Annotated in this window: 14 protein-coding genes; 4 read left to right on the top strand and 10 right to left on the bottom strand. The window is 66.6% G+C overall.

The genetic code is table 11. From position 1 onward, the window contains the following. On the bottom strand, window positions 1-1,606 hold a 1,606-nt coding region (locus JMF86_RS28805), incomplete at its 3' end, for a penicillin-binding protein 1A (RefSeq protein ID WP_201317186.1). Between the two features lie 229 nt (window positions 1,607-1,835). On the opposite strand from JMF86_RS28805, the gene JMF86_RS28800 reads away from it, so the two are divergent. Continuing rightward, on the top strand, window positions 1,836-2,630 hold the full coding sequence (locus JMF86_RS28800; RefSeq protein ID WP_063827318.1) for an aminoglycoside phosphotransferase family protein: 795 nt from the start codon (window positions 1,836-1,838) through the stop codon (window positions 2,628-2,630). Window positions 2,631-2,778: 148 nt separating this feature from the next. Then, window positions 2,779-3,045 carry a hypothetical protein gene (locus tag JMF86_RS28795; RefSeq protein WP_077199992.1) on the top strand — a complete coding sequence of 89 codons (267 nt, stop codon included), beginning with the start codon at window positions 2,779-2,781 and terminating at the stop codon, window positions 3,043-3,045. Between the two features lie 147 nt (window positions 3,046-3,192). On the opposite strand, the gene JMF86_RS28790 is transcribed toward JMF86_RS28795, so the two are convergent. After that, window positions 3,193-4,098 carry a LysR family transcriptional regulator gene (locus JMF86_RS28790; RefSeq protein ID WP_011694875.1) on the bottom strand — a complete coding sequence of 302 codons (906 nt, stop codon included), beginning with the start codon at window positions 4,096-4,098 and terminating at the stop codon, window positions 3,193-3,195. Window positions 4,099-4,234: 136 nt separating this feature from the next. Between JMF86_RS28790 and JMF86_RS28785 the strand changes: the two genes are divergently transcribed. Further along, complete coding sequence (locus JMF86_RS28785; RefSeq protein WP_011694876.1) at window positions 4,235-4,960, top strand: hypothetical protein; 726 nt, start codon at window positions 4,235-4,237, stop codon at window positions 4,958-4,960. A gap of 258 nt (window positions 4,961-5,218) precedes the next feature. On the opposite strand, the gene JMF86_RS28780 is transcribed toward JMF86_RS28785, so the two are convergent. The 5 genes from JMF86_RS28780 to JMF86_RS28760 all read right to left on the bottom strand — a co-directional run bounded on the left by JMF86_RS28780 (window position 5,219) and on the right by JMF86_RS28760 (window position 9,386). After that, a complete protein-coding gene (locus tag JMF86_RS28780) occupies window positions 5,219-6,055 on the bottom strand; it encodes a bifunctional allantoicase/(S)-ureidoglycine aminohydrolase (protein WP_011548979.1) in 837 nt (278 codons plus the stop codon). Between the two features lie 865 nt (window positions 6,056-6,920). After that, window positions 6,921-7,358, bottom strand: a complete 438-nt coding sequence (locus tag JMF86_RS28775) for a hypothetical protein (RefSeq protein ID WP_006496212.1) — start codon at window positions 7,356-7,358, stop codon at window positions 6,921-6,923. A 377-nt stretch (window positions 7,359-7,735) separates the two neighbouring features. After that, entirely contained in the window at window positions 7,736-8,395 is a 660-nt protein-coding gene (locus tag JMF86_RS28770) for an isoprenylcysteine carboxylmethyltransferase family protein (protein WP_011548977.1), read from the bottom strand. 154 nt (window positions 8,396-8,549) lie between these two features. Then, complete coding sequence (locus JMF86_RS28765) at window positions 8,550-8,714, bottom strand: hypothetical protein (RefSeq protein WP_011548976.1); 165 nt, start codon at window positions 8,712-8,714, stop codon at window positions 8,550-8,552. Window positions 8,715-8,966: 252 nt separating this feature from the next. Beyond that, entirely contained in the window at window positions 8,967-9,386 is a 420-nt protein-coding gene (locus JMF86_RS28760) for an HIT family protein (RefSeq protein WP_011548975.1), read from the bottom strand. Window positions 9,387-9,655: 269 nt separating this feature from the next. Here JMF86_RS28760 and JMF86_RS28755 point away from each other — a divergent pair, with 269 nt between their 5' ends. Beyond that, a complete protein-coding gene (locus tag JMF86_RS28755) occupies window positions 9,656-11,077 on the top strand; it encodes a serine hydrolase (protein ID WP_011548974.1) in 1,422 nt (473 codons plus the stop codon). Between the two features lie 80 nt (window positions 11,078-11,157). On the opposite strand, the gene JMF86_RS28750 is transcribed toward JMF86_RS28755, so the two are convergent. The 3 genes from JMF86_RS28750 to JMF86_RS28740 all read right to left on the bottom strand — a co-directional run bounded on the left by JMF86_RS28750 (window position 11,158) and on the right by JMF86_RS28740 (window position 14,218). Beyond that, the gene (locus tag JMF86_RS28750) at window positions 11,158-11,781 is read right to left on the bottom strand and encodes a glutathione S-transferase family protein (protein ID WP_011548973.1); all 624 of its coding nucleotides are present in this window, start codon (window positions 11,779-11,781) and stop codon (window positions 11,158-11,160) included. Between the two features lie 71 nt (window positions 11,782-11,852). After that, complete coding sequence (locus JMF86_RS28745) at window positions 11,853-13,352, bottom strand: TIGR01777 family oxidoreductase (protein ID WP_011548972.1); 1,500 nt, start codon at window positions 13,350-13,352, stop codon at window positions 11,853-11,855. Next, complete coding sequence (locus JMF86_RS28740) at window positions 13,349-14,218, bottom strand: thiol-disulfide oxidoreductase DCC family protein (protein WP_011548971.1); 870 nt, start codon at window positions 14,216-14,218, stop codon at window positions 13,349-13,351. Before JMF86_RS28740 ends, JMF86_RS28745 begins: the two co-directional genes overlap by 4 nt. Between the last annotated feature and the right edge of the window lie 19 nt (window positions 14,219-14,237).

Raw genomic sequence — 14,237 nt, 5'->3', positions numbered from 1 at the left:
GCGCCGATACGACCCGCTCGCCCGCCGGCACGGTCGCCTCGTACATCGCGCCGCCGTGACGCTGCTTCACTGACAGGATCAGGCGCGGCTCCATCCGCGTCCCGCCGTTCGCGAACACGCTGTACGCGCTCGCGAGTTCGAGCGGCGTCACGGCGCCCGCGCCGAGCGCGAGCGGCAGCGACGCCGGATTGCGCTGCGCGTCGAAGCCGAAATGCACCGCGTGCTGCTGCACGTAGCGCGCGTCGGTGGCCTGCATCAGGCTGACCGCGACCAGGTTCTTCGAGCGCACGAGCCCGCGCCGCACCGGGATGAAGCCTTCGTAGCGATTGCCGAAATTGCGCGGACGCCACGGCCGCGCGCCGGTTTCCGCGTGCGTGAGTGTGCGCTGCGTATCGTCGACGAGCACGCCGGGGAAGTAGCCCTTCTCCAGCGCCGCGGAATAGACGAACGGCTTGAAGCTCGACCCCGGCTGGCGATACGCCTGCAGCGCATGGTCGAACACGTTGCGATCGAAATCCGCGCCGCCGACCAGCGCGAGCATGTCGCCGGTGGCCGCATCGAGCGACACGAGTGCGCCTTCGAGACCGTTGCGCATATCGCGCTTCGCGCGGGACTGGCGGCTCAGCGTACGGTCGAGTGCGGCTTCGGCCGCGCGCTGGTCGCGCATCGAGATCGTCGTCGTCACGTCGAGGCCGAGCGTGTACGCGTCGTCATGAAACCGTTCGACCATCATCCGGCGCGCCCGCTCGGCGACGTACGGCGCCGCGACGATGCCGGGCGGCGGCGTGGTCGCCAATGCGATCGGCGCGTCGACGGCCGCGCGATACGTCGCCTCGTCGAGCTGGCCAAGCGCATGCATCCGGCCGAGCACGTAGTTGCGCCGCGCGGTCGCGCGCGCCGGGTTGACGACCGGATTGAATGCGGACGGCGCCTTCGGCAGCCCGGCGAGCACGGCCGCCTCGCCCGCGCTCAGCGCGTCGAGCGGCTTGCCGAAGTACACGTGCGCGGCGGCCGCGAAGCCGTAGGCGCGCTCGCCGAGATAGATCTCGTTCATGTACAGCTCGAGCAGCTTGTCCTTGCTGTATTCGCGCTCGAGCTTGGCGGCCATCAGGATCTCGGCGAGCTTGCGGCTCAGCACCTTGTCGCGCGTCAGGTAGAAGTTGCGCGCGACCTGCATCGTGATCGTGCTGCCTCCCTGCCCCGGCTGGCCCGTCACGACGTTCGCGAACGTCGCGCGCGCAAGGCCACCGATGTCGACCGGGCCGTGTTCGTAGAACTTCGCGTCCTCGGCCGCGAGCAGCGCATGCCGCATCAGCGGCGGGATGCGTTCGAGCGGCACGAACTCGCGCCGCTCGACGCCGTATTCGGCCAGCAGGTCACCATCGCGCGAGAAAATCCGCAGCGGCAAAGCGGGACGATAGACGGCCAGGTGTTCGACGGACGGCAACTGCGTCCAGATGCGATCGATCGTCCATGCGCCGATGCCCGCGCACGCGAGCGTCAGGCCGAGCAGCGCGCCCGCGAGCGTGCGCCAGATGCGACGGCGGCGCGGCGGTGTGGATGGCGGCGCGGGCGGCGGCGACGGGTTGGCGGTGGGATCGGTCATGTCGGGCTCCTTCTTCAGTGCCGCGACGGCCGGCGCGCGAGCGGCGCCGATCGGTCACGAAAGGCGCGCATTGTCGAAGGGATGGCGCGAAACCGGAACATTCTTTAGCCAAAGTTTGGCTGGCTAAATTTTATTTAGGAAAGCGCTTTAGGTCCTGCTTGGACCGGGTATGCGGGTCGGCGGCATGTCGTTGCGGGCGCGCGAGCCGGTTCGCTTGTACCATCGTCGGATGTTCGATCGATATCTTGACTTGTGGGGTCTCGTTCCCGACGGCGGCCCGATCCTGACCGCGAGCGGCGGCCTGCTGCCGGTCGTCTGGCACGCGCGGCCGGCGATGCTGAAAGTCGCCACGTGCGACGAAGAACGCCGCGGCAATGCGCTGATGGCCTGGTGGAACGGGCAAGGCGCCGCGCAGGTGTGGCAGCACGACGGCGACGCGATCCTGCTCGAACGCGCGCAGCCGGCGCCGTCGCTGGCTGCGTTGTCGGCTGCGGGCCACGACGACGATACGATGCGTATCGCCTGCGACGTCGTCGCGCGGCTGCACGCGCATCGTGCGCCGCTGGTGCCTCCGGTCGTGCCGCTGCACGACTGGTTCTACGCGCTGCTGTCGAACGATGTCGACAACGATGCGCTGCGCCGCTCGGCGGCGATCGCTCGTCAGTTGCTGGCTGGGCCGTCCGTCGACGAAGTCGTGCTGCACGGCGACATCCATCACGACAACATTCTTCATTTCGGCGATCGCGGCTGGCGCGCGATCGACCCGAAAGGGCTGCGCGGCGAGCGCGCGTTCGATTACGCGAACCTGTTCTGCAATCCTGCGCATGACATCGCGGTCGATCCCGTGCGATTCGAGCGACGCGTTGTGCTCGTGGCTGACGCCGCGGGACTCGATCGGCGCCGGCTGCTGCAGTGGATTCTCGCGTGGTCGGGACTGTCGGCCGTGTGGTTGATGGAAGACGAGTTGCCGGCCGATACGCGGCTGGCGGTTGCGATGCTTGCGGCGGGGGCGCTCGGGTTGTAACGATACGCATCGCCAATGAAAACAGGTCCGTCGCAGGTTTCTGGGGAACGCTGCGAAGACCACCGGTATTCGGCCTGTTTTAGGCACTCGACCATAAGGGCTAGATCGCCGACAATCTTCAGTACCCGCTTGCCTTTGGTCAATATCAATGAAAGTTTCGAGAGATTTCGGAATCGTTGTCCGGCGGGCTGCGCTAGCAGCCAAGAATGTCGAGCTATCCACGGTCATGGTCGAATTCAATTTTCGGGAATCTTTTGACGAATCCGATAGCCTCATATCGCTTGGCCCGTTCTTTGGAAGCGATGCGGCCGATGAGTGCACGAAGTCATTGGAGCGGCTTGGGCTGACATACATCGACGACTTTTTTGTCTTCGAGCAGTTTGTGCCCGACTGGTGTTCGTTCGAAGTATTTTGACGTGAGCGCCGATATCGAGTTTCCGAGGTCTGCTATCGGCCACAAGCTGACGTTCGATTGACACACACAGTGCATCTGAACAGCATTGACCGAGACGCATTACGCGATCTGCCTGGCGGCCGCTCCACCCATGAGCATCGAGGCCACCTAATCAGCACAGGTTTGCAGCAGGCAATCCCGCAGCCATCGGTGTGCGGGGTCCGGATCGACCTTCGGATGCCACATCATTGAGACCACGACAGGCTCGGTTTGGACGGGCAGCTCGAACGTATGCATGCCAATGCGACCTGACGCAGTCTGACGAAATGGCACGTTTGCAACAATACTGCCGCCTTGCGCCAGCGCGAGCGCAACCGGAAAACTCGATACCGTCGTTGCAACACGGCGCTTTGCGCCAAGCGCGCTCAGCAAAGCATCGATCGGGCCGTCGCGACGCCCCCTGCGCGAAACGCTCACGTGCGGGTATCGCGTGTATGCATCGATACTGACCGGATCATGGCCAGCAAGCGGGTGAGACATCGCAACCACACCGACAAAACGGTCTCTCAGTAGCGTCTGCACACGAATCTCCGGTCCACTTTTCCCAAGCACCCCAACTTCGATATCCGCCTTGTCCTCTCGCAGCGCGGTGGCGTCCTTCTCGTCCTGCATGGAAAAGCGCAGGTGAACGCCCGGCGCTGCCGTAGTGACGATGTCGAGTAGCTTCGCACCGAATTCCGTCGCAAATCCCTCGTTACAGCGGATGGTGAAGGTTTGCGTCAGCGATGCAGGGTCAACGAGCTCGGCCCGCGTGAGGATGTCCTGCGCCATTGCCAGCATGTCGAGTACGCGGGGATGCAATGACAAGGCACGAGGTGTCGGAATCAGCGAACGGCCGGCCCGGATGAGGATAGGGTCCCCGAACGCGTCGCGCACTCGGCTCAGGGTGCGGCTCATGGCGGATTCGCTCAGATGCAGACGTTTTGCCGCCTTGACAACGCTGCGCTCTGCTACCAGAACGCTGAACGCCTTGAGTAAGTTGAGATCGGCCGACATCCAGGTTTGACGTTTCATGGCAGGCGTTTGACGCAATGTGCACTTCGGGATTTTGCACTGGTGCGCGCCGCGAGGCCAATCAATACTTGATTCCAGCAGCTGGACCTTCCTGGGCCGGGGCTGCGCAGGCACATCTCGATCGCCAGAGGTAAATATGCAAATTGAAAAACCGGTCCAAACCGCGGGAAGCCACGACGGTTTCCCTGAGTTCATCTCCGATTGCTGGCAGGACCATACCCACCACCCCAAAGCCATCCGCACAAAATTGCATCGATTTCTTGCAGCCAACGCAAAAATTGAGCATCTCGTCGAACTATCGGCCCTTGCATGCCATATCAACGCCGAACATCTCGGGGACTGGCAATCGGTCATGGACTACTACGTCAGGTTGGATACCGCGTTTCCATCGTTGCCGAAGGAGGTCCGACATCGACTCAGGCGGCAGCGAGCAATCATCACAAAGGCTCTGGACGTGCGCGCCGACCTTGCCGGATTCGACGAGAGGGACGTGTTGTACATAACCGCATTGGCGCTGCCTGCCGCTACGCTGCAGATCGATGCTTCGGCAGGACAAGCCCTGCTTTCGCAAGTCATGGCATTGCTCGATATGATTGGCTCGGAAGCGGCCGAGCGGAGGCTGGTCGCCGTCGTCACAGCCAATCTGACGTGCGACATCGTCCAGAAGTATGAGCTTCCAGCGGACATGCGAGCGCTGTTGCTCCGCGTTGCGAAAACCAGCCATGAGCTTTGGAATCTTGTCGGCGACGCGTCGGACAGGTCTCGTTCAGCCTACCGCCTTTCCCTGGCGTACGTGCGCTCCGACGAACCGGTCGGCAACGGTAGTGGACGCTATCCGCGTTTCAGTCACATTGAAGCTTAGCCTCGACGTTCGGCCGGTCAGGCTCACGTTCTGTGATGGGCTTTCGTGGTTGGGGGCGATCATACCGATCCTCACCGGCCTGGCGCACGCGCTAAGATCCAGTTCCGATTGAGGTGACCGTGTCGAGTGGCACCTTTGGAGAAAACGGAAAGACCGCTTCGGGTCGCCACCCGACATCCAAGGAAACCCGCGCGGAACCCCGAAAAAAAACCCGCCGGCTCACACCGGCGGGTTTTCATATCCAACTTGCGCGACGCTTCAGCGCGCCGGATTCAACGTCAGGTTCATGTGACGGTTCACATCCTTGTACAGCAGATAACGGAACCGCCCAGGCCCACCCGAATAACATGCCTGCGGACAGAACGCGCGCAGCCACATGAAGTCGCCGGCTTCCACCTCGACCCAGTCCTGGTTCAAGCGATAGACAGCCTTGCCTTCCAGCACATACAGGCCGTGCTCCATCACGTGCGTTTCGGCGAACGGAATCACGCCGCCCGGCTCGAACGTCACAATGTTCACGTGCATGTCGTGACGCATGTCGCTCATGTCGACGAAGCGCGTCGTCACCCATGCGCCGTTGGTGCCCGGCATCGGGATCGGCTCGACGTCCTGCTCGTTGGTCACGAACGCGTCCGGCAGCGGAATGCCGTCGACGGCCTGGTAGTGCTTGCGCACCCAGTGGAAACGCACCGCGGCATCGCTGACGTTGTGCAGCGTCCAGTCCGCGCCCGGCGGAATGAACGCGTAACCGCCCGGCTTCAGCGTGTGCTTCTGGCCTTGCAGCGTCAGCTCGGCTTCGCCTTCGACGACGAACAGCACGGCTTCGGCGTTCTTGTCCTGCTCGGGCTTGTCGCTGCCGCCGCCCGGATTCACTTCGACGATGTACTGCGAGAAGGTTTCCGCGAAACCCGACAGCGGGCGGGCGATCACCCACAGGCGCGTGTGGGTCCAGAACGGCAGCCAGCTCGTGACGATGTCGCGCATCACACCCTTAGGGATCACCGCGTACGCCTCGGTGAACATCGCGCGATCGGTCAGCAGATCCGTCTGCGGCGGGTGGCCGCCATGCGGCGCGTAATACGTTGTCTTAGACATATTGCATCCAGGCAATGGGTTGGTCCGGCCCCGGGCGCAAACGGCATCGGGCGGTTCGCATGCGTGTGGGGCACGCATGCGACGGCGGGACATCGTTGCCGGGGTGGCTTGAAGGCGCATGCGCCTTCGGTCGGTCGGCCAGGCTTCGCGTCGGGTCCGTCCGGTTCAGCGGACACGGCGGCCCGGGTTGTCGGGCCGGCGGCCGGGCCGCGACGCTCGCCGGTCAGGCGGCGAGGCGCGGATGGCGGCACGGTTCGGCTCCGTACGCGAGCATCGCCGACGATAGCGAAGTCGATTGCGATCGACCAATTAAATGTTGCGATGACATCCATTCGATTTCCCACTATCGGCCGGCGGCCACGATACGCGGTCGGCATGCGTTGCGCGGCGTGCCGACTATCAGGGAAATCCTGACAGCGGCGATGTTCGCGCAATGCGCCAGCGCGGCAACGCGGCAACGCGGCGAGACACGCGCTGGTCTCGATGCATCCCGTTACGCAGGGCGAGGCGAAAGCAGTCGATACGTGCGCGGCAGCGGATCGCGGCGTGAGGGTCGCACGGAGACGGTCACGTCAGGTTGGAACGAGCCGACGTGTCGAAGAAAAAGCAGGCGTGATTCGGCCAACCCCGTCCGCGCGCATTGGGACGCGGCACGCGATATCGTCGAGAAGCGGAGAAAACAGCAGGAGGAGAATTGCCGGCCCGTCGATCGGGCATTTGGCAGCGGCTGATTGAAACCGGAAGAGAATCGCCGGTCTGGCCGGCGAAGCGGCCCGGCAGAGCGCCGGGCTGAAGCTCGCGTCGGGATACCGACGCCGTCGGCGCGCCGGTGCGCGAGTCGCGCACCGTGCCGCGCCAGCGACGATCAGTCCCAGTCGCGGTGGTGACGATGCTTGCGGTGACGGTAGCCGCGGTCGCCGTGATCGCGATCGTACGAGCTGCGCGACATGTTGCCGCCGAGCGCCGCGCCGGCACCGCCGCCGACCGCCGCACCCAGCAGGCCGCCCGTGCGGCCGCCCATCGCGTTGCCTGCCGCGGTACCCGCGCCGCCGCCGAGGGCGCCGCCGATGATCGCGCCGGTGCGCTCGCGACGGTTCGACGTCACCGCGCCGCCGGCGCCGCCGCCGATCGCGCCACCGATGACGGAGCCGGTGCTACCGCCGACTGCGCCGCCGACCGCTGCGCCGGCAACCCCGCCGAGCGCGCCGCCGAGCGCGTTGTTCAAGTCACCGGCCATTGCCGGCAGTGCAGTCGCGCCGGTCAACGCGGCGACGACGAGAGCGGGGGCGATTTTCTTCCACATTCCCGTATTCTTCCTTGTTCGCAATTCTGGTTATCGAGGTCCGCTCGGTACGACGATCTGAATCGATCGACGTCGGGCCAGGCATTGTGCCGGACTGCGGACCAATTCATTTCAATGAGCTTGCGGCGAAGAATAGCACCGGTCCCGCATTCCTGCCGTAGACATTGTGGTAACAAGTTGTTTACGAATCACAGACATTCAACGTGCCCGCCGAATCCGGCTGAAACCCTTGCCGGGATTTGCTCCGGCGGCAGTCTGACCCCACGTCGCGACACGCCGATCATGCACGCAGTCGCACGTTCGAGACACACGTGGCAACACATCCGCACACGCCGGTAACGGGCATCCGAACGACGGTAAGAGAAAAGATGACGGGGTCAGTACACGCCGGGCAGCAACCGCCACGTCCGCGCGCAATACGCGTCGTATTCGGCGCCGAATTGCGAACGCAGCAATGCTTCCTCCGAGCGGATTCGCGCGACGAGCGGCACGAGCGTCAGCACGACCAGCAGTACGCCGACGCCCGAGCGGAACACCAGCGCCCAGCCGAGCGAATTGATGACCAGGCCGAGATAGCTGGGATTGCGGATGCGGCTGTAGATGCCGCCGGTCACGAGCGTATGGCCCGGCTGGATCGCGACGAGCCCGCTGAAGCGTTTGCCTAGCACGAACACGGGCCACATGCGCAGCACGCCGCCCGCGAGGTACAGCCCGACGCCGATCCAGCGCACCGTATCGCCGCCGAAAGTCCAGACGTCGAACCGGTCGGTCAGCGCCGGCAGGTACGCGAGCAGGAAGCCGCTCACCCCGAAGGCCGCGAGCACCCAGCGGTTGTCGCGGTTCTCGCGTTCGCCGCTGCTCAGGTTGCCTTCGGTGAACAGCGCGGCGACGGCCATCACAAGGGTCGCGATCGCGACGACGGTCAGTTGCGGATGCGAGAAGAACGCGGCGAACCCGCCGCTGCCGAGCACGGCGAGCCCGAGATAGACGAGCGTGGCTACGCTCGACAGGACGATGACCTTGGGGGTGACTGTCATGACGGCCTCGCGGGGATGCGCTTTCCTGTGAAGTATAGGAACTGCGCACACCGGGTGCCGTGCGCGGCCGTCATGCGGCGCGGAAGTTCGCGCGCATCGTCAGGCCGAAGACGGCCGACCGGGCCAGGACGGCCGGCCGGCGCGCCGCGACGGGTCAGCGAATACGGAAGTTGCCGCCGATCCCGACACTGACGGGCGGCGCGTAATACGCGGGCGCATAGCCGTAGTAGGCCGGCGCGGGCGCGTAGCCGTACGGCGGCGCGACGTAGCAGCCGGACAGGCCGCCGATCAGGGCAAGCATGATGAGAAGTCTGGACATGGTTCGGTTCCCGGCGCGAAAGACCAATGGCACCGCGCGAAGGCCGCGCCGCCGCACCACGCGGCGGCCGGCACGAAGAGGCAACGCCCCTTCCTGTCGCTCGATGAAACGATGCGCGGAGTCTAGCGCCGGGCGTGGCCGGCCGAGTTTCCCGGGCCGTTACACGTGTTACCCCGTGTGACCGCTGAAACAGGCTGGGTCGGCGCAACGGCCCGCCGGTGGGCGGCGGCCGCGCCGACAGCGCTGGGGCTGTTACACGAAGCGGGCACGAATGCGCTGCGCGAGCGCTTCGAGCGTCGCCGCGTCGGCGACGTCGCGCGCATGCATCCGCAGCTCGGCGCCTTCCCAGCGCGGAATCACGTGGAAATGCACGTGCGGGACGGTCTGGCCGGCTGCCGCGCCGTTGAACTGGCCGATGAACACGCCGTCCGGCTCGAGCGCCGCGCGCACCGCCGCCGCGACGCGCTGCGTCATGCGGATACCGGCCGCGGCCGCGTCGCCGGACAGCTCGAAGATCTGCGCGGCCGGCTCCTTCGGGATCACGAGCACGTGACCGTCGGCCTGCGGCATCAGATCCATGATCGCGAGCGTCGCGTCGTCTTCGGCGACCTTCACGCACGGCAGTTCGCCGCGCAGGATTCGGGCGAACGGGTTGTTGTTGTCGTAGGACATGGCGTTTTCCGATCTCGGTTGGACAATTGGACTGGGAGAACAATGCCGGACGATTATCGGCCGATGGCCGGCCCGATATCAACTCGCCCGCCACGCGACGCCGGCCGAACCGTCGGGCACGCGGCAGCGCGAACGCCTGCGACCGTCATCACCGTCGCGCGTCACGCGTCACGCGTCACGCGTCACGCGGCCGCGATTGCACCGCCGCGCCCGAACCTGCGACACTGCCGGATCGTTGCCGGCCGGCACGCCACCGAGGACGCTCGCGCATGACGATTCCCCTCAAGAAGCTGATGCTGCGCGGTGTCGCGCTCGCGCTCGTAGCCGCGATCGGCTACACGGGATATATGCTGTCCCGGCTCGCGCCGATCGCGACCGGCTATGCGGCCAAGGCGCTGTGTTCGGGCGTGTTCGTGTCGGGCCGCCCGGCCGCGTCGGTGATCGACGTCGACATCATGGCCGGCGTCCATCCGTTGCTGAAACTGGTGCGACCGTCGCTCGATCCCGACCATCATCGTGCGGTGGCGACCTTCGCCGGCTTCGCCGAACGCGAAGCCGACTTCCGGCCCGGGCTCGGCTGCACGCTCGCTCTTGGGGCCCCGACCGGCGCGGCGGCGGCCACCTTGCCCGCCGCGTTGCCGCCCCTCCCCGATCCACCGCCCGCGCAGGTCGAGCCGCCCGCACCGGCCTCGCCGCCCGCCGGCGTCGACGCGCACCAGTTGCAGGCCGCGCTCGACCGCGCATTCGACGAACCCGATCCGGCGCGGCCGCGGCGCACGCGCGCGGTCGTCGTGATGTGGCGCGGCCACGTGATCGCCGAACGCTATGCGCCCGGCTTCACGGCCGATACGCCGCTGCCCGGCTGGTCGATGACGAAGACCGTCACGGCCGCGCTGGTCGGCGCGCTGGTCGCGCAACACAAGCTGTCGCCGGACGCGTCGGCGCTGCTGCCCGAATGGCGCGGCAGCGGCGATCCGCGCGCGGCCATCACGCTCGACGAGCTGCTGCGGATGACGAGCGGCCTGCAGTTCAACGAGGACTACGACGACCCGCTGTCCGACGTCGCGGTGATGCTGTTCACGCAGCCCGATACCGCGCGGTTCGCGTCGGCGAAGCCGCTGGCCGCGACGCCCGGCGCGCGGTGGTCCTACTCGAGCGGCACGAGTGCGATCGTGGCACGCGTGATGCGCGAAGCGCTGGGCGGCAGCGACGCGGACTATCTTGCGTTTCCGCGCCGCGCGTTGTTCGCGCCGCTCGGGATGCGCAGCGCGGTGTTCGAACCCGACGCGTCCGGCACGCTCGTCAGCGCGTCGTACATGTATGCGAGCGCACGCGACTGGGCGCGCTTCGGGCAGCTTCTGCTGCAGGACGGCGTGTGGAACGGGCAGCGGCTGCTGCCGGAAGGCTGGGTGCGCTACCTGACGCGCGCGACGCCGCAGTCGTCGCGGCAGGAATTCGGCGCGCAGCTGTGGGTCAAGGTGCCGGAGCCGTTCAACGAACGCGATCCGCACGCGCGGGCGATGCCGGCCGACGCGTTTCATGCGGTCGGCCATGAAGGCCAGTTCGTGAGCGTGGTGCCGAGCCGCGAGCTGGTGGTCGTGCGGCTCGGGCTGTCGCGGCCGGAAGCCGCGTGGAATCACGAGGCGTTTCTCGCCCGCGTGCTCGATGCGGTGCCGGCGCCCGGTGCGTGACGACGGAAGGCGCGCCGGTGAATCGATCGTGAAGCGGCGGCGATTGCACTACCGCCGCTTCAAGCGCGACCCGCGCTGCGTTACGGATTCGCGCTGCCGCCGTATTGCTTGAAACCTTCACGCGTCGCGAGACGTTCGACATAGCGCGACACCGCCGGCAGGTCCGGATGCTCGAACGGCGTGCCGAACCAGCGGTTCGCCGACAGGCCGATCGGAATATCCGCGAGCGTGAAGGTGTTGCCGGCCACGTACGCGCCGGTCCTTTCGAGTTGCGCATTCAGCACGCGCATGTGCGTCGTCCAGCCGGCGATCGACTGTGCGATGCCGTTCGGATCCTGGTGGTCGGGCGACTTGCGCACGAGGCCGAGGAAGGCGCCGACCCACGAGCGGTTCAGGTCCGAACCCTGCCAGTCGATCCACTGGTCGACCCGCGCACGCGCCTGCGGCTCGGCCGGATACAGCGCATCGCCGCCGTAGCGGTTCGCGAGGTAGCGGATGATCGTGTTCGATTCCCAGAGCACGAAATCGTCGTCCTTGATGACGGGCACGAGCGCGTTCGGATTCAGCGCGAGATAGGCCGGATCGTGGGTCGTGCGGAAGCCCGCGCCCCAGTCTTCCTGTTCGAACGGCAGGTTCAGTTCGGTGCACAGCCACAGCACCTTGCGGACGTTGATGGACGGAATCTTGCCGAGGACGTGCAGCATGCAGTCTCCTTGAGAGGTCGGGTGCGGCGTGTTCGGGGCGCACGGCACGCTCCGAACGCGTTCACGCCGATTTATACACGACCGCGCGGGAAACGGCAGACCGCGGGCGCGAAATCGGTGTGCGGCCGGTTCGTCAGGTCACGCAGCGCGTGCTCGGCGGTCGGGAAGCGGAACATGAACCCGTCCTGATGCAGGCGTGCCGGCATCACGCGCTGCCCGTCCAGCAGCAGCTCGGCCATCTCGCCCATCGCGGCGCGCAGCGGCGCGGCCGGCATGTGCAGAAATGCGGGGCGGCGCAGCACCTTCGTCACGACCTGCACGAATGCGCGCTGGGTCAGCGGCACCGGTGCGACCGCGTTGTAGACGCCGTGCATGCCCGGATTCGACATCGCGCGCGCCACGATTCGCAGCACGTCGTCGCGGTGAATCCAGCTCATCACCTGCGCACCGTCGCCGAAGCGGCCGCCCAGCCCGAAGTAATGCGGCAGCAGCATCGGGCGCAACGCCCCGCCGGGGCCGAACACGATGCCCAGCCGCAGCACCACCGCGCGCACGCCGTGGCGTTCGAGCGGCTCGGCGGCCGCCTCCCACCGCCGGCACAGATCCGACATGAAACCGGTGCCTGCGCTGCTGCCTTCGTCGAGCCGTTCGTCGCCCGGCCGCACGCCGTAGTAGCCGATCGCGGACGCCTGGATCCACGTGCGCGGCTTGACCTCGGCGGTTTCCACCCAGCGCATCAGCGCCTGCGTCACGCCGACGCGGCTGGCGAGCAGCAGCGCCTGCCGGCGCTTGCTCCAGCGCGCGCCCAGCACCGGCGCGCCGGCGAGATTGACGACCGTGTCGAAGCGCTCGTGCGGCTGCAACTGGTCGATGGACGTCACGCTGCGCACGCGGCCTTGAAAGAGGTAGGCGGCGCGCAGCGGATCGCGCGCCAGCAACGTGACCGTCTGCCCTGCGTCGAGCAGCTGGTTGACGAGCGTTTCGCCGATGAAGCCGGTGCCGCCGGTGACGAGCATGTGGCCGGGCCGCTGCCCCGCGAACGGGTTGGCGTCCGGCGCGCGGCGCGCGAGGCGGCACGCGGCGATCCCGTCGCGCACGCCCGATACCGTCACGCCGACGGCAAACAGGTTGAGCAGCCAGCCGCGCCAGCCGACGTCGATCGCGTGCAGCGCCGTCGGCTCGGCCGCCCACGCGGCGAGTTGCATCGCGATCATCCCGAACAGCGCGCCGCCGTTGACGGCCAGCAGCGTGTGCAGCACGCGCTCGGTCGCCGGCAGCTTGCGGCTCTGGTCCTCGACGAGGAAATCCCACAACGTCAGCACCACCTCGACGAACACGACCGCCGCGAGGGCCGCGACCCACGCGCCATGAAATGCGACGTTCGCGATCGACGCGAACACGAGGCCGTAGAGCACGGACCGTACCGCGTGAATCGTCAGTTCGAGCCGCGCGCGCGGGCTGTGCGGCAGGTCCTGCGTGAGTTCGTGATGGTAGAGCGTATCGAATGCGCCCATCGCGCCCTGCACGATCAGCAGGTTGAGCGCCCAGTCGAAAGCAGGCAACGTGTTCATGCGGTATCCCTCCTCCACAGCCAGACCAGCGGCGGCACCATCGCGACGAGCGCGACGACGTCGATCACTACATGGCCCCACACCTGCGCCTGCCACGACAACAGCATGTCCTGCGGCGCCCAGATCAACAGGCCGGCCAGCAGCCAGCCCCATACTTCCCGTTTCCGTAACCGGTTGCCGAGATGGACGAGCGCGAGCATCCAGACCGCGGCGCACTGCACCGTCGCGCCGAGCAGCGACATCCACCAGACCTGCTGGGCGCGCGCGGCTCCGGGTGCCGCTGCCGACCAGAAATGCCGCTCGATGCCGCGGTGATACGCGTCGAGCCAGGATGCGCCCGCGATCCACGGGAGCACCACGCCGACGAGCAGATGCACGATTGCGGCTGCGTACATCCAGCGCACGACGATGCGGCGCGGGATGTCTTGTGGCGGGCGATTCGCTGCTGCGCTTTCGGCGTTCCTGCCGATGCTGCACGTACCGCCTTCGCAGCAGGCTTCTGCGCGATACCCGAGCCACCGCGATACCGCTTGCCGATTGCCCGCCAGGCGGCGATACAGCGATGCGAATACGGCACGCATCGCCGGCACGCGAAGCAGCCGGACGAGCCCGCGACGGCCGAGTAGCGTGTGAGCAGCGAGGATGCTGTCGATGCCGGTCAGCATGCGTCCGTCGGGTAGACGCGCATGCAGTTCGCGATTCAGCGCGGGCAGGTCGACGTCCAGCGGCACCGGATCGAAACCCGGCTCGGCGATGTCGACGAACGCGAGCCGGTGTCGCACGTCGTGCTCGCCGAGACGCCGGATTTCCGCGACGCATAACGGACATCGCCCATCGAAATACAGCACCAATTCATTTGCATTCATGCTTTGCACTCCTTCTTGT

The organism is Burkholderia sp. E168m15 (assembly GCF_016586105.1).
Lineage (GTDB): Bacteria > Pseudomonadota > Gammaproteobacteria > Burkholderiales > Burkholderiaceae > Burkholderia > Burkholderia orbicola.
This window is presented reverse-complemented; position numbering and strand designations above follow the sequence as displayed.

Coding starts and splice junctions, on each gene's coding strand:
- JMF86_RS28800 (WP_063827318.1), top strand. CDS start 1,836: ATGTTCGATCGATATCTTGACTTGTGGGGTCTCGTTCCCGACGGCGGC.
- JMF86_RS28795 (WP_077199992.1), top strand. CDS start 2,779: ATGAAAGTTTCGAGAGATTTCGGAATCGTTGTCCGGCGGGCTGCGCTA.
- JMF86_RS28790 (WP_011694875.1), bottom strand. CDS start 4,098: ATGAAACGTCAAACCTGGATGTCGGCCGATCTCAACTTACTCAAGGCG.
- JMF86_RS28785 (WP_011694876.1), top strand. CDS start 4,235: ATGCAAATTGAAAAACCGGTCCAAACCGCGGGAAGCCACGACGGTTTC.
- JMF86_RS28780 (WP_011548979.1), bottom strand. CDS start 6,055: ATGTCTAAGACAACGTATTACGCGCCGCATGGCGGCCACCCGCCGCAG.
- JMF86_RS28775 (WP_006496212.1), bottom strand. CDS start 7,358: ATGTGGAAGAAAATCGCCCCCGCTCTCGTCGTCGCCGCGTTGACCGGC.
- JMF86_RS28770 (WP_011548977.1), bottom strand. CDS start 8,395: ATGACAGTCACCCCCAAGGTCATCGTCCTGTCGAGCGTAGCCACGCTC.
- JMF86_RS28765 (WP_011548976.1), bottom strand. CDS start 8,714: ATGTCCAGACTTCTCATCATGCTTGCCCTGATCGGCGGCCTGTCCGGC.
- JMF86_RS28760 (WP_011548975.1), bottom strand. CDS start 9,386: ATGTCCTACGACAACAACAACCCGTTCGCCCGAATCCTGCGCGGCGAA.
- JMF86_RS28755 (WP_011548974.1), top strand. CDS start 9,656: ATGACGATTCCCCTCAAGAAGCTGATGCTGCGCGGTGTCGCGCTCGCG.
- JMF86_RS28750 (WP_011548973.1), bottom strand. CDS start 11,781: ATGCTGCACGTCCTCGGCAAGATTCCGTCCATCAACGTCCGCAAGGTG.
- JMF86_RS28745 (WP_011548972.1), bottom strand. CDS start 13,352: ATGAACACGTTGCCTGCTTTCGACTGGGCGCTCAACCTGCTGATCGTG.
- JMF86_RS28740 (WP_011548971.1), bottom strand. CDS start 14,218: ATGAATGCAAATGAATTGGTGCTGTATTTCGATGGGCGATGTCCGTTA.